At 72.6% G+C, this 18,594-nt stretch carries 13 protein-coding genes and 1 pseudogene; 1 reads left to right on the top strand and 13 read right to left on the bottom strand.

Annotation, left to right across the window (positions count from 1 at the left end):
* The 13 genes and pseudogenes from QK440_RS21385 to QK440_RS21325 all read right to left on the bottom strand — a co-directional run.
* Nucleotides 1-838, bottom strand: a pseudogene (locus QK440_RS21385) (ribonuclease E/G); the annotation flags it as partial.
* A gap of 243 nt (nucleotides 839-1,081) precedes the next feature.
* The gene (locus QK440_RS21380) at nucleotides 1,082-2,002 is read right to left on the bottom strand and encodes a TIGR03936 family radical SAM-associated protein (RefSeq protein ID WP_282794771.1); all 921 of its coding nucleotides are present in this window, start codon (nucleotides 2,000-2,002) and stop codon (nucleotides 1,082-1,084) included.
* A 34-nt stretch (nucleotides 2,003-2,036) separates the two neighbouring features.
* Nucleotides 2,037-3,122 carry a hypothetical protein gene (locus tag QK440_RS21375; protein WP_282794770.1) on the bottom strand — a complete coding sequence of 362 codons (1,086 nt, stop codon included), beginning with the start codon at nucleotides 3,120-3,122 and terminating at the stop codon, nucleotides 2,037-2,039.
* 346 nt (nucleotides 3,123-3,468) lie between these two features.
* Nucleotides 3,469-5,409, bottom strand: coding sequence for a TIGR03960 family B12-binding radical SAM protein (locus QK440_RS21370; protein WP_282794769.1), 1,941 nt, complete (start codon nucleotides 5,407-5,409; stop codon nucleotides 3,469-3,471).
* Nucleotides 5,410-5,499: 90 nt separating this feature from the next.
* Nucleotides 5,500-7,119, bottom strand: a complete 1,620-nt coding sequence (locus QK440_RS21365; protein ID WP_282794768.1) for a CYTH and CHAD domain-containing protein — start codon at nucleotides 7,117-7,119, stop codon at nucleotides 5,500-5,502.
* Nucleotides 7,120-7,230: 111 nt separating this feature from the next.
* Nucleotides 7,231-8,427 (bottom strand): rod shape-determining protein RodA, encoded by a 1,197-nt coding sequence (gene rodA, locus QK440_RS21360; RefSeq protein WP_282794767.1) that lies wholly within the window; start codon nucleotides 8,425-8,427, stop codon nucleotides 7,231-7,233.
* Entirely contained in the window at nucleotides 8,427-10,676 is a 2,250-nt protein-coding gene (gene mrdA / locus QK440_RS21355; RefSeq protein ID WP_282794766.1) for a penicillin-binding protein 2, read from the bottom strand. Before mrdA ends, rodA begins: the two co-directional genes overlap by 1 nt.
* 43 nt (nucleotides 10,677-10,719) lie before the next feature.
* Nucleotides 10,720-11,394 (bottom strand): rod shape-determining protein MreD, encoded by a 675-nt coding sequence (gene mreD, locus QK440_RS21350; protein ID WP_282794765.1) that lies wholly within the window; start codon nucleotides 11,392-11,394, stop codon nucleotides 10,720-10,722.
* A gap of 13 nt (nucleotides 11,395-11,407) precedes the next feature.
* Nucleotides 11,408-12,367: a rod shape-determining protein MreC gene (mreC, locus tag QK440_RS21345; RefSeq protein WP_282794764.1), complete on the bottom strand. Its 960-nt coding sequence runs from the start codon at nucleotides 12,365-12,367 to the stop codon at nucleotides 11,408-11,410.
* Nucleotides 12,368-12,881: 514 nt separating this feature from the next.
* Nucleotides 12,882-13,901, bottom strand: a complete 1,020-nt coding sequence (locus QK440_RS21340) for a rod shape-determining protein (protein WP_030362602.1) — start codon at nucleotides 13,899-13,901, stop codon at nucleotides 12,882-12,884.
* 352 nt (nucleotides 13,902-14,253) lie between these two features.
* A complete protein-coding gene (gene ndk, locus QK440_RS21335; RefSeq protein ID WP_282794763.1) occupies nucleotides 14,254-14,667 on the bottom strand; it encodes a nucleoside-diphosphate kinase in 414 nt (137 codons plus the stop codon).
* 311 nt (nucleotides 14,668-14,978) lie between these two features.
* On the bottom strand, nucleotides 14,979-15,326 hold the full coding sequence (locus QK440_RS21330) for a DUF4233 domain-containing protein (RefSeq protein WP_282794762.1): 348 nt from the start codon (nucleotides 15,324-15,326) through the stop codon (nucleotides 14,979-14,981).
* Between the two features lie 5 nt (nucleotides 15,327-15,331).
* Entirely contained in the window at nucleotides 15,332-16,789 is a 1,458-nt protein-coding gene (locus QK440_RS21325; RefSeq protein ID WP_282794773.1) for a folylpolyglutamate synthase/dihydrofolate synthase family protein, read from the bottom strand.
* A gap of 298 nt (nucleotides 16,790-17,087) precedes the next feature.
* Between QK440_RS21325 and QK440_RS21320 the strand changes: the two genes are divergently transcribed.
* Nucleotides 17,088-18,095, top strand: coding sequence for a rod shape-determining protein (locus tag QK440_RS21320; protein ID WP_282794761.1), 1,008 nt, complete (start codon nucleotides 17,088-17,090; stop codon nucleotides 18,093-18,095).
* The last annotated feature ends 499 nt before the right edge of the window (nucleotides 18,096-18,594 follow it).

The raw sequence follows: 18,594 nt of genomic DNA, 5'->3' as shown, positions 1-18,594 counted from the left end.
CGGCCTCCGGCTGCGCCTCGGCGGCAGCGGCGGGCTCCTCCATGGCGGGCTCCGGCGCGGCCTCGGCGGCCTCGGCACCGGCCGTCGCGGGCCCGGTGGGCGCGGACGCGGCACGCACCGCACGGCGGCGCGTACGGCGCGGGGCCGCGGACTCGGCCTCCGGCTGCGCCTCGGCGGCAGCGGCGGCGGGCTCCTCCACGGCGGGCTCCTCGGCGACCGGCTCCTGCGCGACCGACTCGGCCGGTTCGGCCTTCCGGGTGGCCTTCGGCGCACCGGCCGGGGCCGACGCGCGACGCGTGGCACGCCGACGCGTACGCCCGTCAGACGCCGCCTCAGCGGCCTCAGCAGCCTCAGTGGTCTCAGCAGGCTCGGGGGCCTCGGCGGCCGTCTCCTCGCCGGTGGTCAGCGGCGCGGCGGCGGTCGCGGCGGCCTCGGCGGGGGCCTGCCCGGCCTCCTGGGCCGTCTTCGGCGCTCCGGCCGGGGCCGACGCACGGCGCGTGGCACGCCGGCGCGTACGCCCGGCAGGCGCCGCCTCGGGGGCCTCGGTGGCCTCGGCGGGGGTCTCGTCCTCGCCGGTCAGCGGCGCGGCGGCAGCGGCGTCGGCCGCCTCCAGCTCCTCGTCCGCCTCGGTCTCCGCGTCCACGGCGGCGGCGGTGGGGTCCACGGTGGCGGGGGCGGCCGGTATGGCCGGCGCGGTGTCCGCGGCGGTGTCCGTGGCGGTGCCCGCGGGCGGTCCCGCGGGGCGCGACGCGGCGCGGCGCCGACGGCGCGGCGGCAGCGTGTCGCTGGGGGTGCTGTTGTTCTGCGAGCCCTCGGTGGGGTCGTTCGGCTCAAGCATGCGGGCGGTTCTCCCGTCACGCTCCCGGGCGCCGCGCCTGTGCCGGACGTACCCGCGGCCCGCACCTGTCGCGGGGCCGCCATCCGGGGGCGTGGGCGCCGCACGGGAGCTGTCTGTGTCTTGTCTCGCCGGTTCCGTACGCTCCTGGCGTACGGCCTGGCGAAAGTCTTCTGGTCAGTGCGCTGCCCGACCCAGGTGGCTCCCGAGTACAAGGGCGGCGCTGCGGTGTTCTCGGCGAGCGCCCTACGCGGGACCTTCCGGCACCTGCGCCGTCGCGGCGGCAGCCGGAGCGGCCTCCCCCGGACGGGGGTGCCGGTCGGCCGGAGCGGCCGTGGCTGCCTCGCGGTCGGGCGCGAGCGGGTCGGTCACCGTGCCGGTCTCGTCATCGAAAAGCCCCTGCGCCAGCCTGGTCACCGCTGCGGGGACCGGCGGCGCCAGGTCGGCCACAGCTCGGAGACCGGACAGGACGTCGTCGGGTCGGACGGCGGGTGTCGCGTGCCGTACAACCAGCCGCAGTATCGCACAGGGCCTGTCCGTCGGCCTATCAGCGGCGGAGGCGAGCGCCTCCGGGCCGAGGGCGTCCAGGCTCACGACGGCGGCGCGGGCGTCGAACGTGCGCATCCCGTTCTTCGTGCGGCGCTGGACCTCGACGGTCCCGGCGGCGCGGAAGGCGGCGGCGGCCCGCTCGGCATCGGCGAGCGCCACGCCGTCAAGGCGCAGCTCCCACACGGAGGCGGTGAGCCGGTCGGCGAGCCCGGAGGTGCGGGCCTCGACGGCGTCGGTGATGTCCAGGCCGTCGGGCAGCGACTCGTTGAGCAGCTCCCGCAGTGCCTGCGGGTCGCGGGGCTCGGTGAGCGCGATCTCCAGATACTCGGCCTCACTGCCCGTGCCGGTGGGTGCGGCATTGGCGTACGACACCTTCGGGTGCGGGGTGAAGCCGGCCGAGTACGCCATGGGCACCTCGGCCCGGCGCAACGCCCGCTCGAAGGCACGCTGGAAGTCACGGTGGCTGGTGAACCGGAGGCGGCCGCGTTTGGTGTAGCGCAGACGGATGCGCTGCGCCACGGGTGCGGGCGGCGGGCCTTCGGGCTGTCGCTTGCCCAGGGGAACTTCTCCTCGTGTACGCGGTCCGTCACGCTGCCCCGCAGGGGGCGGGGAGCACATCCGGGCTGGTGCCAGCCCGGTGTCCTGGTCCGGATCACCCCCGCGTCGGCGGAGGCGTCTCGCGCCGGACCTTCCGCTCCAGGGTACGCGCTTCACCGCTCGCGGGTTCCCGCCGGGCCCCGGTCCCCCTGGTCACGGCCTCCTGCTCGCGGGACGCCCCGAACAGCAGCCGCCGGACGTCGGCGCGGGCCTGCCGGGCGCTCTCGCGTACGGCGTCGAGCGCCTGCCGTCCGGCGCGGCCCACGGCCCGGGCGCCCCGGGCGACGGGTCGCCACAGCGCGTCGCGCACGGCGTGCCCGACCGGCGTGAGCAGGGTCCGGTACACCCAGCGCACCGGCTCCACCACGGTCCAGCGGAAGAGCCGGACGAAAAAGCCCCACACGGCCCGGGAGACGTGCCCGGCGATCCGCCACGCGTGTCCGAGGGCGTCCCCGATCTCCCGCGCGACGAGGGCGATCCCCCGGCCGACCGGGGCGAGGACCCAGCGCCACAGGGCGACGACGGGCACCACGAAGATCCACCGCAAGAGGGTCCCGACGGCGATCCCCACGCCGCGCACGACCCACCAGACGCCGAGCCCGACGCCCCGCAGCACCCACCAGACCCCGCGCAGCACCCACGCCGCACCGGCCCCGATGCCCCGCGCGAGCCAGGCGATGCCGTGGCCGAGGGGCGTGAGCACGCGCGCGTACAGCCAGCGCGCGGGGGCGACGACGAGCACCCGCCCCAGCCAGGCGAGGCCGCGGCCGAGCGGCGTGAGGACCCACCGGTACACCCACACGGCGGGTACGACCAGCAGCAGGTGCCCCAGCCAGAGGAGCCCCAGGCCGAGCGGCTTGAGCACGTACCGCCACAGCCCCACCCACGGCCAGACGAAGACGGCCTTGCCGAGGAACCTCAGGACGGCCCCGATCCCCCGCCCCACCCAGGCGAACGCCCGCCCCACGGGCCGCAGCGCCCGGTCGTACACGAACCGCCCGCACACCACGAGCGCGTCCCACACGATCCGCACCGGCACCACGAGCACCAGAACCACGATGCGCACCGGCAGCCGCAACGCCACCACAAGACACCCGTCACCCCGCACCGCGGGCTCCGGCACGGTCTCGCTCCCGCGCACGGGCTCATGCTCCTCCGGGAGCCGCTTCTCCAGGTCCATACCGACTGGGACGCCGTCACCGACGCCCCGTTCCCCCCGTTTCCGAACTGGTACTTCTCCACGACCGCCAGAGACGGCGACATCCCGTCACCCACCCCGTCGGACGAGGGGAGATCGTACGCGTCGACCACACACGGGGGCCGTACCGGAAGCGGCACCGGGGAGGCCGGGGCCACCGGCGTGGCCGGTCGGCGCGTCAGCGGGGCCGAGGAGTGGCCACAGGCCCGCGACCGCCTGTGCCCCGCACCCGGGAAGCGGGTGCGGGGCACAGGCGGTTCCTGCGGCGGTGCCGCGGGGCGGTGCGGGGTCAGGCCGTTGCGGGGGACTTCTTCACCGTGAGGGGCAGCAGCTTCTTGCCCGTCGGGCCGACCTGGATCTCGGTCTGCATGGCCGGGCACACGCCGCAGTCGAAGCACGGGGTCCAGCGGCAGTCGTCGACCTCGGTCTCGTCGAGGGCGTCCTGCCAGTCCTCCCAGAGCCAGTCCTTGTCGAGGCCCGAGTCGAGGTGGTCCCAGGGCAGGACCTCCTCGTAGGTGCGCTCGCGGGTCGTGTACCAGTCGACGTCCACGCCGAACTGGGCCAGCGCCTTGTCCGCGCAGTCCATCCAGCGGTCGTAGGAGAAGTGCTCGCGCCAGCCGTCGAAGCGGCCGCCGTCCTCGTAGACGGCGCGGATGACGGCGCCGACGCGGCGGTCGCCGCGGGAGAGGAGGCCCTCGACGATGCCGGGCTTGCCGTCGTGGTAGCGGAAGCCGATGGAGCGGCCGTACTTCTTGTCGCCGCGGATCTTGTCGCGGAGCTTGGCCAGACGGGCGTCGGTCTCCTCGGCGGAGAGCTGCGGGGCCCACTGGAAGGGGGTGTGGGGCTTGGGCACGAAGCCGCCGATGGACACCGTGCAGCGGATGTCGTTGGAGCCGGAGACCTCGCGGCCCTTCTGGATGACGTTCATCGCCATGTCGGCGATCTGCAGGACGTCGTCGTCGGTCTCGGTCGGCAGGCCGCACATGAAGTACAGCTTCACCTGGCGCCAGCCGTTGCCGTACGCGGTGGCGACCGTGCGGATCAGGTCCTCCTCCGAGACCATCTTGTTGATGACCTTGCGCATGCGCTCGCTGCCGCCCTCGGGGGCGAAGGTGAGGCCGGAGCGGCGGCCGTTGCGGGTCAGCTCGTTGGCCAGGTCGACGTTGAAGGCGTCCACGCGGGTGGAGGGCAGCGACAGGCCGATCTTGTCGTCCTCGTAGCGGTCCGCGAGGCCCTTGGCGATGTCGCCGATCTCCGTGTGGTCGGCGGAGGAGAGCGACAGCAGGCCGACCTCCTCGAAGCCGGTGGCCTTCAAGCCCTTCTCCACCATCTCGCCGATGCCGGTGATGCTTCGCTCCCGCACGGGGCGCGTGATCATGCCGGCCTGGCAGAAGCGGCAGCCGCGCGTGCAGCCGCGGAAGATCTCCACGGACATGCGCTCGTGGACGGTCTCCGCGAGCGGGACCAGCGGCTGCTTCGGGTACGGCCACTCGTCCAGGTCCATGACGGTGTGCTTGCTGACCCGCCACGGCACGCCGGAGCGGTTCGGCACGACGCGGCCGATGCGGCCGTCGGGGAGGTACTCGACGTCGTAGAAGGCCGGGATGTAGACGCTGCCGGTCTTCGCGAGGCGGAGCAGGACCTCCTCGCGGCCGCCGGGGCGGCCCTCGGCCTTCCACCGCCGGATGATCTCCGTCATGTCGAGCACGGCCTGCTCGCCGTCGCCGATGATCGCCGCGTCGATGAAGTCCGCGATCGGCTCGGGGTTGAAGGCCGCGTGGCCGCCCGCGAGGACGATCGGGTCGTCCAGGGTGCGGTCCTTGGACTCCAGCGGGATGCCCGCGAGGTCCAGGGCCGTGAGCATGTTGGTGTAGCCCAGCTCCGTGGAGAAGCTCAGGCCGAAGACGTCGAACGCCTTCACCGGGCGGTGGCTGTCCACGGTGAACTGCGGGACGCCGTGCTCGCGCATCAGCTCCTCGAGGTCCGGCCACACGCTGTACGTGCGCTCGGCGAGGACGCCCTCGCGCTCGTTCAGGACCTCGTACAGGATCATGACGCCCTGGTTGGGCAGGCCGACCTCGTACGCGTCCGGGTACATGAGGGCCCAGCGGACGTCGCACTCGTCCCACGGCTTGACGGTGGAGTTGAGCTCGCCGCCTACGTACTGGATCGGCTTCTGCACATGCGGGAGCAGGGCTTCGAGCTGCGGGAAAACCGACTCGACAGACATCGCTGGACCTTCGTGAGCTGACAGGGGTGACCCTCAAGCCTAACGTGGCCGGGGCCGCCCCTCGGCACGCGCCGCAGGGCGCCCCGGCCCTCAGCCGCCGAGCGCCGCCCGCACCTTCGGCCGCGCCGCCCGCTCCCACGCCCCGGGCAGCTCCCGCTCGCGGGCCGCGGCGACCGCCTCCTCGCGGCCGTACAGCAGGCCCCAGGTGTACGCGGACTCGCCCGCCGCGTGGGCCTGGACCGCCAGCTCGCGCAGGGTCCCGCGGGCGACGACGCTGTCCTGGTGGCCGCCGAGGAGCGACTGGACGGCCTTCACGCGCTTGGCGAAGCGCCGGGCGGGCCGGCCGAGGGCGGGCACGGCGGCCTCGCCCGCGTACCGCGCGCGCTTGGCGGCCTTGCGGGCCTCGTGCAGCGCCGTGTCCCGCTCCTCGCCGGGGGCCAGGGCGAGGGCGTGCTCGACGCGGGTGGTGAGCCGGGCGTGCTCCTTGAGCAGGACCTTGGGCAGGACGGTGGCGGCGGGGGCCGCGGCGGCCTTGCGCAGCGGGGGGTCGGACAGGAGGGCGTCGAGGCGGTCGAGCAGCGACAGGTAGCGGTCGCTGTCGAGGACGGCGGTGGTGCGGTGGCGGGCCTCGGTGGCGCCCGCGACCGCCCAGACGCGCAGCCGGGCGTGGACCGGGCCGAGCAGGAGGGTGCGCGGGACGCCGTCCACGGCGGCGGTGAGGCGCTCGGTGAGGACCTCGTGGTCGCGGTCCACCCCCAGCTCGGCGGCCAGCCACTTCAGCTCCTCGCCCACGGGGTCGGTGAGCGCCCGGTCGAGGACCTTGCGGTACGCCTTGAAAGTGCTGCGCAGGCGCCGGGTGGCCACGCGCATCTTGTGGACGGAGTCGGGCAGCTCCTGGCGGACGGCGGGGTCCCACGCCAGCAGGGCGTCGCGCTGGTGGCGGAGGTAGGCCAGGACGTGGGCCCCGGCGGTGCCGTCCGGCTCGCGGCGGCCGCCGGGTCCGCCCGGGGACGCCGGGTCCTGCCCGTCCCGCGTCGCGCGGCCGGTGGCGGCGGCCGCCTCCGCCAGCGCCCGGGCCAGTTTCGACGGCGCCTGCGACCGCCGTACGCCCGCCTTGCGCAGCTTCTTCTCCACCCGGTCCAGGAACGCCGGGTCGCGGCCGTCGGCCAGCTCGACCTCGATCTCGGTCCAGGCCGCGGTGCCGCCGCTGCCGCCGAGGCGCTCGGCGAGGACGCTGTCGACGCTGACGTCGGCGAGCGGGTCGCCGTCCGCGCCGAGGAGGCGGCGGACGTCGCGGGCGGTGCGCAGGCGTACGAGGGGGGTGAGCGGGGCGTCGCGCACGTGGGCGCGGACGAGGGCGCGCAGGGCGTCGGGCACGTCGTCCGACAGGGGCGCCCGCACCTCCTGGCGGGTGTCCTCGGCGGCGGGGACGGGCAGTTTCAGGTGCCAGCCCTCGTCGCCGCCGCCGGTGCGGCGGCGCAGGGTGACCGAGGCCGCGGCCAGGCGCTCGTCGGGGGTGTCGTAGTACACCGCGTCCAGGTCGGTGACGCCCTGGGCGGCGACGTCGGCGACGCCGGTGACGCCGCCGAGGTCGGGCAGCGCCCCGTCGGCCGCCGCGTCGTACTTCCGCTCGATCTCCTGTTCGGTCTCCGGGTCGCTGCCCGTGCCGGATCCGTGCCGGGTGTCCGCGTCGCGCTTCGTGTCCGCCATGAAGTGAACCTGGGCAGGATCCGGGGCGCTAAACGGGTCGGGCCGGACCTGTGGCTCTTGCGGCGGGGAACGCACCTCCTTCCGGGGCGCCGGAGCGCCCCGGAGGGAGGGTCACGCCGACAGCGGGCGCTGCACCTTGATGGACTGGAGGAGTCCGACGGCCACCCAGACGGCGAACATGGACGTTCCGCCGTAGGAGACGAACGGCAGCGGGAGGCCCGCCACGGGCATGATGCCGAGGGTCATGCCGATGTTCTCGAAGGACTGGAAGGCGAACCAGGCGATGATCCCGGCGGCGACGATCGTGCCGTACAGCTCGGTCGTCTCGCGGGCGATGCGGCAGGCCCGCCACAGCACCACGCCGAGCAGGAACAGGATCGCGCCCGCGCCGACGAAGCCGAGCTCCTCGCCCGCGACGGTGAAGACGAAGTCGGTCTGCTGCTCGGGGACGAACTGGCCGGTGGTCTGCGAGCCGTTGGTGAGGCCGGTGCCGGTGAGGCCGCCGGAGCCGATGGCGATGCGGGCCTGGTTGGTGTTGTAGCCGACGCCCGCCGGGTCGAGCGCGGGGTTGGCGAAGGCCGCGAAGCGCGCGATCTGGTAGTCGTCGAGGACGCCCAGCTGCCATATGGCGACGCCGCCGAGCGCGCCCGCGCCGAGCAGGCCGAAGACCCAGCGGTTGGAGGCGCCGGAGGCGAGCAGGACGCCGAGGACGATCACCACTATCACCATGACCGAGCCCAGGTCGGGCATGAGCATGATGATCGCGACGGGGACGGCGGCGAGGCCGAGGGCCTGCACGACGGTGCGGTGGTCGGGGTGCTCCCGGTCACCGGCGTCGACGCGCGCCGCGAGCAGCATCGCCATGCCCAGGATGATGGTGATCTTGCAGAACTCGGCGGGCTGGAGCGACTGGCCCCCGATGACGATCCACGCGTGGGCGCCGTTGATGGTCGCGCCGAGCGGGGTCAGCACCAGCAGGATCAGGAAGACCGAGATGCCGTAGAGGATCGGCACGGCGGTGCGCAGCATGGTGTGGCCGAGCCAGATCGTGCCCGCCATCAGCGCGAGGCCGATGCCGATGTTGATGACGTGCTTGATCAGGAAGGCGTACGGGTCGTCGCCGACCAGTTCGGTGCGGTTGCGGGTGGCCGAGTAGACGAGCGCCGAGCCGATCACGGAGAGGGCGAGCGCGGCGAGGAGTATCCACCAGTCCAGCCTGCGCAGCACCGAGTCGCGGGCGAACAGGCGGGACAGGGTGGAGCGCTCGGGGCCGTACCCCGAGACGGAGAAACCGCTGGTGCCGGCCACTAGTCGCGCCTCCAGCCCGCGGGCGCGCCCGCGAGTTCCTGCTGGTCGTCCTGTTGCTGGTCCTGCTGGTCCTGCGGTGGGTCGCCCTGTTGCTGTTGCCGGTCCCCGGGGTTCTGGAGCTCCTCGGGCGACTTGGGCTCGGCGGGCTTGAACGGCTTGACCTTCGGGGCGTTGATGGAGCCGTCGGGCTGGATCTTCGGCAGGGACTTCTGCGGCGCGGGCAGCAGGGCCTTCTTGAGGTCCTGGTTGCCCTCGTCGTCCAGGCCGTACATGGCGTTGTAGATCTGGCGCACGGCGGGCCCGGAGGCGCCGGAGCCCGTACCGCCCTGGGAGATCGTCATCACGATCGAGTAGTCCTTGGTGTACGTCGCGAACCACGACGTCGTCTGCTTGCCGTAGACCTCGGCGGTGCCGGTCTTGGCGTGCATCGGGATCTTGTCCTGCGGCCAGCCGCCGAACCGCCAGGCGGCGGTGCCCTTGGTGGCGACGTCGGCCAGGGCACCGTCTATGTCCTTGCGCAGCGCCGCGTCCATGGGCAGCCTGCCGTGCGCCCTGGGCTTGATCTCCTCGATCCGCTTGCCGTCGGGGCTGATGATCGCCTTGCCGACGGTGGGGTTGTAGAGGGTGCCGCCGTTGGCGATGGCGGAGTAGATCGTGGCCATCTGTATCGGCGTGACGAGGGTGTCGCCCTGTCCGATGGAGTAGTTGACGGAGTCACCGGCGCGCATCTTCATGCCTTCGAGGCAGTTCTCGTACGCGATGCGCTCGGCGTAGTCGCCGCCCTTCTTGCCCTGCTTGCACCAGGCGTCCTTGTTGGCCTTCCAGTAGTCCTTCTTCCACTGGCGGTCGGGGACGCGGCCGGTGACCTCGTTGGGCAGGTCGATGCCGGTCTCCTTGCCGAGGCCGAACTGGTGGGCGGTGCGGTAGAACCAGTCCTTGGGGTCCTTCTTGGGCTTGTTGCCGCCGTCCTTGCGCCACTCGTCGTGCGAGAGCTTGTAGTAGACGGTGTCGCAGGAGACCTCCAGGGCCTGGCCGAGGGTGATGTTGCCGTGGCCCTGGGACTCGAAGTTCTTGAAGACCTGGCCGCCGATCGAGTACGAGCTGGGGCAGGGGTAGCTGCCGTGGAACTCGTAGCCCGCGTTGACCGCGGCCGTGGTCGGGATGACCTTGAAGATGGAGCCGGGGGCGGCCTGGCCCTGGATGGCGCGGTTCAGCAGCGGGTAGTTGGACTTCTTGCCGGTGAGCTTGGCGTAGTCCTTGCCGGAGATGCCGCCGACCCAGGCGTTCGGGTCGTACGTCGGGTTGGAGGCCATGGCGATGACGCGGCCGGTCTTGTTCTCCATGACGACGACGGCGCCCGCGTCGGCCTTGTAGTTCTCCCCGGTGTTCCTGTCGAACTCCTGGCGCGCCTTCTTCATCGCGTCGTTCAGCCAGTACTCGGCCGCGGCCTGGACGCGGGCGTCGATGCTGGTGACGACGTTCGAGCCGGGCTCGGCCTTGTCCGACTTGGCCTTGCCCATGACGCGGCCGAGGTTGTCGACCTCGTAGCGGGTGACGCCGGCCTTGCCGCGGAGCTGCTTGTCGTACGTGCGCTCCAGGCCGGAGCGGCCGACCTGGTCGGAGCGGAGGAACGGCGAGTCGGTGTCCTTGGCCTTCTCGATCTCCTCGTCGGTGACGGGCGAGAGGTAGCCGAGGACCTGCGCGGTGTTGGCCTTGCCGGGCGCGGCGTAGCGGCGGACGGCGGTGGGCTCGGCGGTGATGCCGGGGAAGTCCTCGGAGCGCTCGCGGATCTGGAGGGCCTGCTTGGGCGTGGCCTCGTCGGTGATCGGGATGGGCTGGTACGGGGAGCCGTTCCAGCAGGGCTGGGGGGTCTTGGAGTCGCAGAGGCGGACCTTGTCGGCGACGTCCTTGACGCTCATGCCGAGGACGCCGGCGAGCTTGGCGAGGACCGCCTTGCCGTCGTCCTTCATCTTCATCAGCTCGGTGCGCGAGGCGGAGACCACGAGGCGGGTCTGGTTGTCGGCGAGGGGGACGCCGCGGGCGTCGAGGATCTCGCCGCGCACGGCGGGCTGGACGACCTGCTGGACGTGGTTGCCGGAGGCCTCTTCGGCGTACTCGGCGCCGTTGCGGACCTGGAGGTACCAGAGGCGGCCGCCGAGGGTGAGGAGCAGCGAGACGACGAGGATCTGGATGACGACGAGGCGGATCTGCACGCGCGGCGTGCGGCCCGTCTCCGGAATGTTGGTCACTGCTTCGCTCCTCCCCTGGTGACGTGCGTCGACTGCGGTGCGCTCACAGTCGCTTGACCCCCTTGATGCGTCCGGCGCGGGCCGCGCGGGCCTTGACCGCCTTCATCCGCAGCCCGCTGCCGCGCTGGCCGCCGATGCGCAGGCCGGTGCCGGAGGCCAGGAAGCCGTTGGAGACGTCGGCGGCCTTGGTGTTGGCGGGGCTCTCGCCGAGCGGGTCGTTCTCGGCGCGGCGGGCGATCGTGATGATCAGCGGGATGGTGAACGGCGCCAGCAGCAGGTCGTACAGCGCGGCCGTGAAGAGCAGCCCGCCCAGGCCCACGTGCCGGGCCGCGCCGTCGCCGACGAGGGCGCCCACGCCCGCGTACAGCAGCGTGGAGCCGATGGCGGCGCCGACCACGACGACGAGCGGGCCGCTGGCGGAGCGGAGGCGGCCGGTCTCGGGCTTGGCGAGGCCCGCGAGGTAGCCGATGACGCACAGCACGAGGGCGTAGCGCCCGGCGGCGTGGTCGGCGGGCGGCGCCAGGTCGGTGAGCAGGCCCGCGCCGAAGCCGATCAGGGCGCCGCCCACGTGGCCGTAGACGAGGGCGAGGCCGAGCACGGTGAGCAGCACCAGGTCGGGGACGGCGCCCGGCAGCTGGAGCCGCGCCAGGACGCTGACCTGGACGACGAGGGCGACCACGACCAGGGCGCTGGAGAGCAGGATCCGGTTGAAGCGCATGGTGTCAGTGCTCCTACTGCTCGTTCTGCTCGGTGCCGTCGGCTCCGTCGGCCGGGGCCTGTCCGGAGGGCGTGGCGGTGACCGTCACGGTCGGGGCGGGCTTGGGCTTCTTGGGCTCGGGCGGCAGGACGGTGTCGCGCGGGTCCTTGCGGGGGGCCTCCACGACGACGCCGACGACGTCGAGCCGGGTGAATCCCGCGTACGGCCGGACGTACACGTTGCGGGTCAGGTCGCCGCGGGAGGGGTCGATGCGGACGACCTCGCCGACCGGGACACCCGGCACGAACGGCCTGTCGGCCTGCGAGCCGAAGGTCACCAGCCGGTCGCCCTTCTTGACCTTGGCCTTGCCGTTGAGCATCTGGACGCGCAGCGGGCGGTCGCCCTGGCCGGAGGCGAAGCCGAGCTCGTCGGTCTTCTCCATACGGGTGCCGACGGTGAAGTCGGGGTCGTTGGCGAGCAGCACGGTCGCGGTGGACGGGCCGACGGTGGTGACGCGGCCGACCAGGCCGTCGCCGTTGAGGACCGTCATGTCGCGCCTGATGCCGTCGTTGGCCCCGGCGTCGATGGTGACGGTCCAGGAGAAGCCCTGGGCGGCTCCTATGCCGATGACCTCGGCGCCCTTGATGCCGTACTGGCCGGCGCCCGCCTTCTTCAGCAGGGCGTCGAGCTGCTTGACCCGGCTGCGGTTGCGGTCGTCGCTGCCGAGCTTGGCCTTCAGCGCGGCGTTCTCCCGTTCGAGCTGCGCGATGCGGTCGTGGCGGTCGCCGGAGTCGCGGACCGCGCCGATGGCGTTGCCGATCGGGTCCACGGCACCGGCCATGCCGTCCTCGACCGGGCCGAAGACCGTGGCGGCGGCCCGTCGGGCACCGTCGACCGGTGAGTCCTCACCGCCGCGGATGTCCACCGTGATCAGTGCGAACGCGATGGCGATCAGCAGCACCAGGAGCAGCCGGCTCTCTCGTGTGTCCCTCACGTGCGGCGGCCGTGCCTTCCTCAAGTCGGAATCTACGGAAATCTACTGAGCGGAAATCTATGAAACCGCGCGCGGGCGAGAGCGCGCGGAATTGTCGGGGTCTCGACGTTTCTCGGTGTTGCGCGGGGTGGTGCGAGTCGTGCGGTGTTTCGGGGGTTCTCGGTGGTGCGGGGCTTCCGGTAGTGCCGGGGTTTCCAGTGGTGCGGGCGTTTCCGGTGGTGGTTCGGTGTGGATATCAGTGAGTGGTGGTGCGGGGTGTGTATCAGTGAAGCGGTGTTTCTCGGTGCTGCGAGTGTTCCGGGTGGTGCGGGTGTTCCGGGTGGTGCGCGGTGTTCGGGGTGGTGCGGGGTGTTCCGGGTGGTGCGGGGGGTCACCGGGGTCGCCCGGGCGGCGCGTCGGGTACGGCGTACGCGGCGCGGGGTGCGGGCGGCGGTTCCGGTGGATGGTGTCTCTATATCAACGATCCGCCGTACGAGGCGGCAGGCACTCGTACGGCGGATCCTTTCACGTCAGGTCATCTGCGCGGCTGGGCGTCCAGCACCTGCTGGAGCGCCTCGAACTCCTCGACGCACTTGCCCGAGCCGAGCGCCACGCTGTCCAGCGGGTCCTCGGCGATGTGGATCGGCATGCCGGTCTCGCGGCGCAGCCGCTCGTCCAGGCCGCGCAGGAGCGCGCCGCCGCCGGTCAGGACGATGCCGCGGTCCATGACGTCGCCGGAGAGCTCCGGCGGGCACTTGTCGAGCGTGGTCTTGACCGCGTCGACGATGGCGTTGACCGGCTCCTCGATGGCCTTGCGGACCTCGGCCGCGGAGATGACCACGGTCTTGGGCAGGCCGGAGACCAGGTCCCGGCCGCGGATCTCGGTGTGCTCGTCGGCGTCCATGTCGTACGCGGAGCCGATGGTGATCTTGATCTGCTCCGCCGTGCGCTCACCGAGGAGGAGGGAGTACTCCTTCTTGATGTGCTGGATGATCGCGTTGTCCAGCTCGTCGCCCGCGACGCGGATGGACTGTGCCGTGACGATTCCGCCGAGGGAGATGACGGCGACCTCGGTGGTGCCGCCGCCGATGTCCACCACCATGTTGCCCGTGGCCTCGTGGACGGGCAGGCCGGAGCCGATGGCCGCGGCCATGGGCTCCTCGATGATGTGCACCTGGCGGGCACCGGCCTGCGAGGAGGCCTCGATGACGGCGCGGCGCTCGACCCCGGTGATACCGGAGGGCACACAGACGACGACACGCGGGCGGGCCAGGTACCGACGCTTGTGGATCTTCAGGATGAAGTAGCGGAGCATCCGCTCGGTGATCTCGAAGTCGGCGATGACGCCGTCCTTCAGCGGGCGCACCGCGACGATGTTGCCCGGCGTGCGCCCGATCATCTTCTTCGCTTCGGCCCCGACCGCGAGGATGCCGCCGGTGTTGGTGTTGATCGCGACGACGGACGGCTCGTTGAGTACGATCCCCCGACCCCTGACGTACACCAGCGTGTTGGCGGTCCCGAGGTCGACAGCCATGTCACGGCCGATGAACGACATGTTGTTCCCCATGAGGATGCGTCTGGCCTTCCCTAGTGGAGCGTGTGATGGCTTGTTAGGTAGGCGAGGTGGGTGCTGTGTGGCGTGGAGGCTTCCATCGTAGTCTCGCCCGCACGCGCACGGCGCGAGGGTCTCCGCCATTGTCAGCAGATGATGGGCCGCCCCGCTCTTGGAGACGTGCCATCCGTGGCGGGGGTTCCCCCGAATGGGGCGCATATGACAAAAGGACGGCCGAATTCCTTCGGCCGTCCCTGGTCAGCGGGGAGGTCGCCGGCGCCCTTTCCCGACGCGTGCGGCTGACGGCGTGTCAGGCAGCGGGCGTCGGGGGGAACCGGCAGAACCGCGTCGGGGGTCAGGCGAGCCCCGGGAAGAAGATCTTCAGCTCGCGCGCGGCGGACTCCTCGGAGTCGGAGGCGTGCACGAGGTTCTCGCGGACGACGGTGCCGAAGTCGCCGCGGATGGAACCGGGGGCGGCGGCGATCGGGTCGGTCGGACCGGCGAGCTGCCGCATGCCCTCGATCACGCGCTCGCCCTCGACGACGAGGGCGACGACGGGCCCGGAGGACATGAACGCCACCAGCGGCTCGTAGAAGGGCTTGCCCTTGTGCTCGCCGTAGTGCGACTCCAGCGTCTCCTGGTCCAGGCTGCGCAGCTCGAGCGCGGTGATGGTCCAGCCCGCCTTGCGCTCGATACGGCCGATGACCTCGCCGATCAGACCACGGCGGACCGTGTCGGGCTTGAGAAGGACGAGCGTGCGCTGGCTCATGGTGTGCGGCTCCAAGCGGTGTCTTCGCGATCACATGGGATGGGTCCGCACGATACCGGGACCACTACGCAGGGTGGCCATCGGGTAAGACCCTGGAGCCGACGCTGCCCGGCGGCCCGGCGTCCCGTCGACGGGAGCCGCGAGCGGCTTCCGGCCCGTCCGGCGCGGCACGACGAGCGCGCAGCGCGCGGCACACCCGACGACCGGGACACGTGCAGGCCTACCGCCGGTGGAGACGAGCGGATTCCAGCCCGTCCGGCGCTTGAGGACGAGCGCGCAGCGCGGCAACGGGCACCGGGCCCGGGGGCGGCTCAGCCCTCGGAGGCCTCCGCCTGCGCGGCGAAGCGCGCCTTCGCCTCGTCGACCTTCCGCCCGAAGTGCACCGACGCCCACCACAGGGCGGCGAACATCGCGCCCATGAGGAACATCATCGGCACCACGAACCCGCTCGCGATCAGCGCGATCTGCAGGGCCCAGCCGAGCTGGACGCCGCCGGGCCGGGTGACCATGCCGCACAGCAGGAGGGACAGCGCCATGGCGACGCCGCACACCGTCCAGACGGTGCCCACCTCCAGGTCCGGGTCCTTCATGGCGACCAGACCGGCGAAGCCGATGACGAGGAACTCGCCGATCAGGGTGGACGAGCAGAGCGTACGCACAGCGGTCAGCCCTTCCCCAGGAGCAGTCGGGCCTCGCCGACGGTGATGACGGAGCCGGTGACCAGGACGCCGCCGCCCGCGAACTCGCCCTCCTCCTCCGCGAGGGTGATCGCGGCCTCCAGGGCGTCGTCCATGCGCGGCTCGACCTGGACGCGGTCGTCGCCGAAGACCTCGACGGCGATGGCCGCGAGCTCGTCCGCGCCGAGCGCCCGGTCGCTGGAGTTCTGCGTGACGACGACCTCGGCGAGGATCGGCTCGAAGGCCTCCAGCATCCCGCGCGCGTTCTTGCCGTCGCTCACGCCGAGCACGCCGATCAGCCGGCTGAAGTCGAAGACCTCGCTGATCGCGGCGGCGGCGACGCGGGCCCCCGCGGGGTTGTGCGCGGCGTCGAGGACGACCGTCGGCGAGCGGCGTACGACCTCCAGGCGGCCCGGCGAGGAGACCGTGGCGAAGGCCTTGCGGACGGTCTCGATGTCCAGCGGCTCCGTGTGCTGCGCGCCGACGCCGAAGAACGCCTCGACGGCGGCGAGCGCCACCGCCGCGTTGTGCGCCTGGTGCTCGCCGTGCAGCGGCAGGAACACCTCCTCGTACTCCCCGCCGAGCCCGCGCAGCGTCAGCAGCTGGCCGCCGACGGCGACCTGGCGGCCCACGACGCCGAACTCAAGGCCCTCGCGGGCGACGGTGGCGTCGACGTCGACGGCCTTCTTCAGGAGCACCTGCGCGGCCTCGACCGGCTGCTGGGACAGGATGACCGTCGCGTCCGGCTTGATGACACCGGACTTCTCGGTGGCGATCTCCGCGTGCGTGGTGCCGAGCCGGTCGGTGTGGTCCAGGTCGATGGGGGTGACGACGGAGACCGTGCCGTCGATGACGTTCGTGGCGTCCCAGGTGCCGCCCATGCCGACCTCGACGACGGCGACGTCGACCGGGGCGTCCGCGAAGGTCGCGTACGCCATGCCGGTGAGCACCTCGAAGAAGGAGAGCCGGTGCTCCTCCTTGGCGTCGATCAGCTCCACGTACGGCTTGATCTCCTGGTACACCTCCACGAAGCGCTCGGCGGCGATCGGGGCGCCGTCCAGGCTGATGCGCTCGGTGATCGACTGCACGTGCGGGGACGTGTACCGCCCGGTGCGCAGCTCGAAGGCGCCGAGGAGGGCCTCGACCATGCGGGCCGTGGACGTCTTGCCGTTGGTGCCCGTGATGTGGATCGACGGGTACGCGTGCTGCGGGTCGCCCAGGACGTCCATCAGCGCGGCGATGCGGCTCAGGGTCGGGTCGAGCCTGGTCTCGGGCCAGCGGGCCATGAGCTCCGCCTCGGCCTCGCGCAGCGCCCGGTCCACCTCCGGGTCGGCGGGGCGGGCCGGTACGTCGGCCTGCGGCGGGCCCGCCTGGGTGCGCAGGGTACGGCTGCCCGCCTCGATCACGGCGAGGTCCGGGTCGCGGTCGGTCTCGGCCGCGACGATTTCGTCGAACTCGTCGGGCCGGACGGAGGAGTCGGCCGCGCCGCTCTCGTCGTCGTGCGGGTTGTCGTTCGGAGGGAGGTGGCTCACGTACGCCAGTCTACGGAGGCGGGTTCCGGCGTGGGCGCCCGAGGGGTGGGGCCGTATAGGGGGCTTCGCCCCTTTCCCCCTTCGTCTGGCACTTCGCGCCTCGTCCCCAGGCGCCGGACGGGCCGTTTCCCGCCCTTCGGGACTTTGTACCTGTCCGTTTCAGGACCTTGGTCCCTCCGTCGTCCGGGCGGGACCGGCAAACTTGGCGATCATGGACATAGGGATCGACCTCGGTACCGCCAACACGCTTCTGTACGTCCGCGGTCAGGGCATTGTGCTCAACGAACCGTCCGTGGTCGCCGTCAAGGAGGGCGCCCGCGGTGCGCTCGCCGTCGGCACGGAGGCCAAGGAGACCATCGGCCGCACCCCCGGCTCCATCACCGCGATCCGCCCCCTCAAGGACGGGGTGATCAGCGACTACGAGGCGGCCGAGGAGATGATCCGGCACTTCGTGCGCAAGGCCGTGCCGGGCCGCCGGCCGCGTATCCGCATGGTGGTGTGCGTGCCCAGCGGGGTCACGCCCGTCGAGCGGCGCGCCATCGTGCACGCCTCGCAGCGGGCCGGGGCGCGGGTCGTGCACCTCGTGGAGGAGCCGATGGCCGCGGCGATCGGCGCGGGGCTGCCCGTCGCCGAGCCGCGGGGCTCCATGGTCGTCGACATCGGCGGCGGCACCACGGAGGTCGCCGTGATCTCCCTCGGCGGCATCGTCACGGCCCAGTCCCTGCGGGTGGGCGGCGACCGGCTCGACACCGCGATCACCGACTACGTCCGCAAGGAGCACGCCCTCCTCATCGGCGAGCGCACCGCCGAGGACGTCAAGGTCGCCATCGGCTCGGCGTGGCCGGTGCCCGGTGAGGACGCCTTCGAGGCGCGCACGTTCGCGGTGCGGGGCCGGGAGAAGGTGCGCGGCCTGCCCAAGACGGTGGAGCTCACCGTGCGGGAGGTGCGGGCCGCGCTCGACGAGCCCGTCGAGGCCGTCATCGCCGCGGTGCGGGCCACGCTGGAGGAGTGCCCGCCCGAGCTGTCCGGGGACGTCATGGAGCACGGCATCGTGCTCACCGGGGGCGGGGCGCTGCTGCCCGGCCTCGACCTGCGGCTGGCGTCCGCGACGGGGATCCCCGTCTTCGTGGCCGAGGATCCGCTGGACAGTGTGGCGCTGGGGTGCGGGAAGTGTGTGGAGGACTTCGAGGGGTTGGAGCGGGTGATGTCCGCGGCGTAGCCCTCGGGCCGGGCGGGGGAGCGGGGCCTTGCCCCGGGCCTCGGTTTCTTGGGCGGGGGCGGTTCGGGGGCCTGGGGGGGTGCGGCCCCCTTGCCCTGTGGCTGCTTGGCTCCGCACAAGCCTCTCCCACCCACCCACCCGTGCGGCCCCGCCGACCAGGCCGCGGCCATGGCCACCCTCCCCGGGCCCTCCGAAGCCTTTCGCCGGGCGCCCTCCGGGCCTTCCCACCCACCCGCCCGTGCGGCCCCGGCGACCAGGCGACGACCACGCCCACCTTTCCCCGGGCCCCCGAAGCCCTCCACCCAGCGCCCTCCGGGCTTTCCCACCCACCCGCCCGTGCGGCCCCGGCGACCAGGCCGCGCTCGTGCCCCCCCCGCCCCGAGCCTCCGTAGCCTTTCGCCGAACGTCCTCGGCCTCCCCACCAGCCCGACCGTGCGGCCCAGCCGACCACGTCGCGGTCGTGCCCACCGTCCTCAAGCTCGCCAAAGCCCTCCGCTGA

The sequence above is a fragment of the Streptomyces sp. CC224B genome (assembly GCF_030010595.1).
Taxonomy (GTDB): domain Bacteria; phylum Actinomycetota; class Actinomycetes; order Streptomycetales; family Streptomycetaceae; genus Streptomyces; species Streptomyces longispororuber.
Note: the sequence above shows the minus strand (reverse complement) of the source record. Positions and strands in the feature narration are given on the sequence as shown.

Coding starts and splice junctions, on each gene's coding strand:
- QK440_RS21340 (WP_030362602.1), bottom strand. CDS start 13,901: ATGTCGTTCATCGGCCGTGACATGGCTGTCGACCTCGGGACCGCCAAC.
- QK440_RS21365 (WP_282794768.1), bottom strand. CDS start 7,119: ATGGCGGACACGAAGCGCGACGCGGACACCCGGCACGGATCCGGCACG.
- QK440_RS21370 (WP_282794769.1), bottom strand. CDS start 5,409: ATGTCTGTCGAGTCGGTTTTCCCGCAGCTCGAAGCCCTGCTCCCGCAT.
- ndk (WP_282794763.1), bottom strand. CDS start 14,667: ATGAGCCAGCGCACGCTCGTCCTTCTCAAGCCCGACACGGTCCGCCGT.
- mreD (WP_282794765.1), bottom strand. CDS start 11,394: ATGCGCTTCAACCGGATCCTGCTCTCCAGCGCCCTGGTCGTGGTCGCC.
- QK440_RS21380 (WP_282794771.1), bottom strand. CDS start 2,002: ATGTGCTCCCCGCCCCCTGCGGGGCAGCGTGACGGACCGCGTACACGA.
- QK440_RS21320 (WP_282794761.1), top strand. CDS start 17,088: ATGGACATAGGGATCGACCTCGGTACCGCCAACACGCTTCTGTACGTC.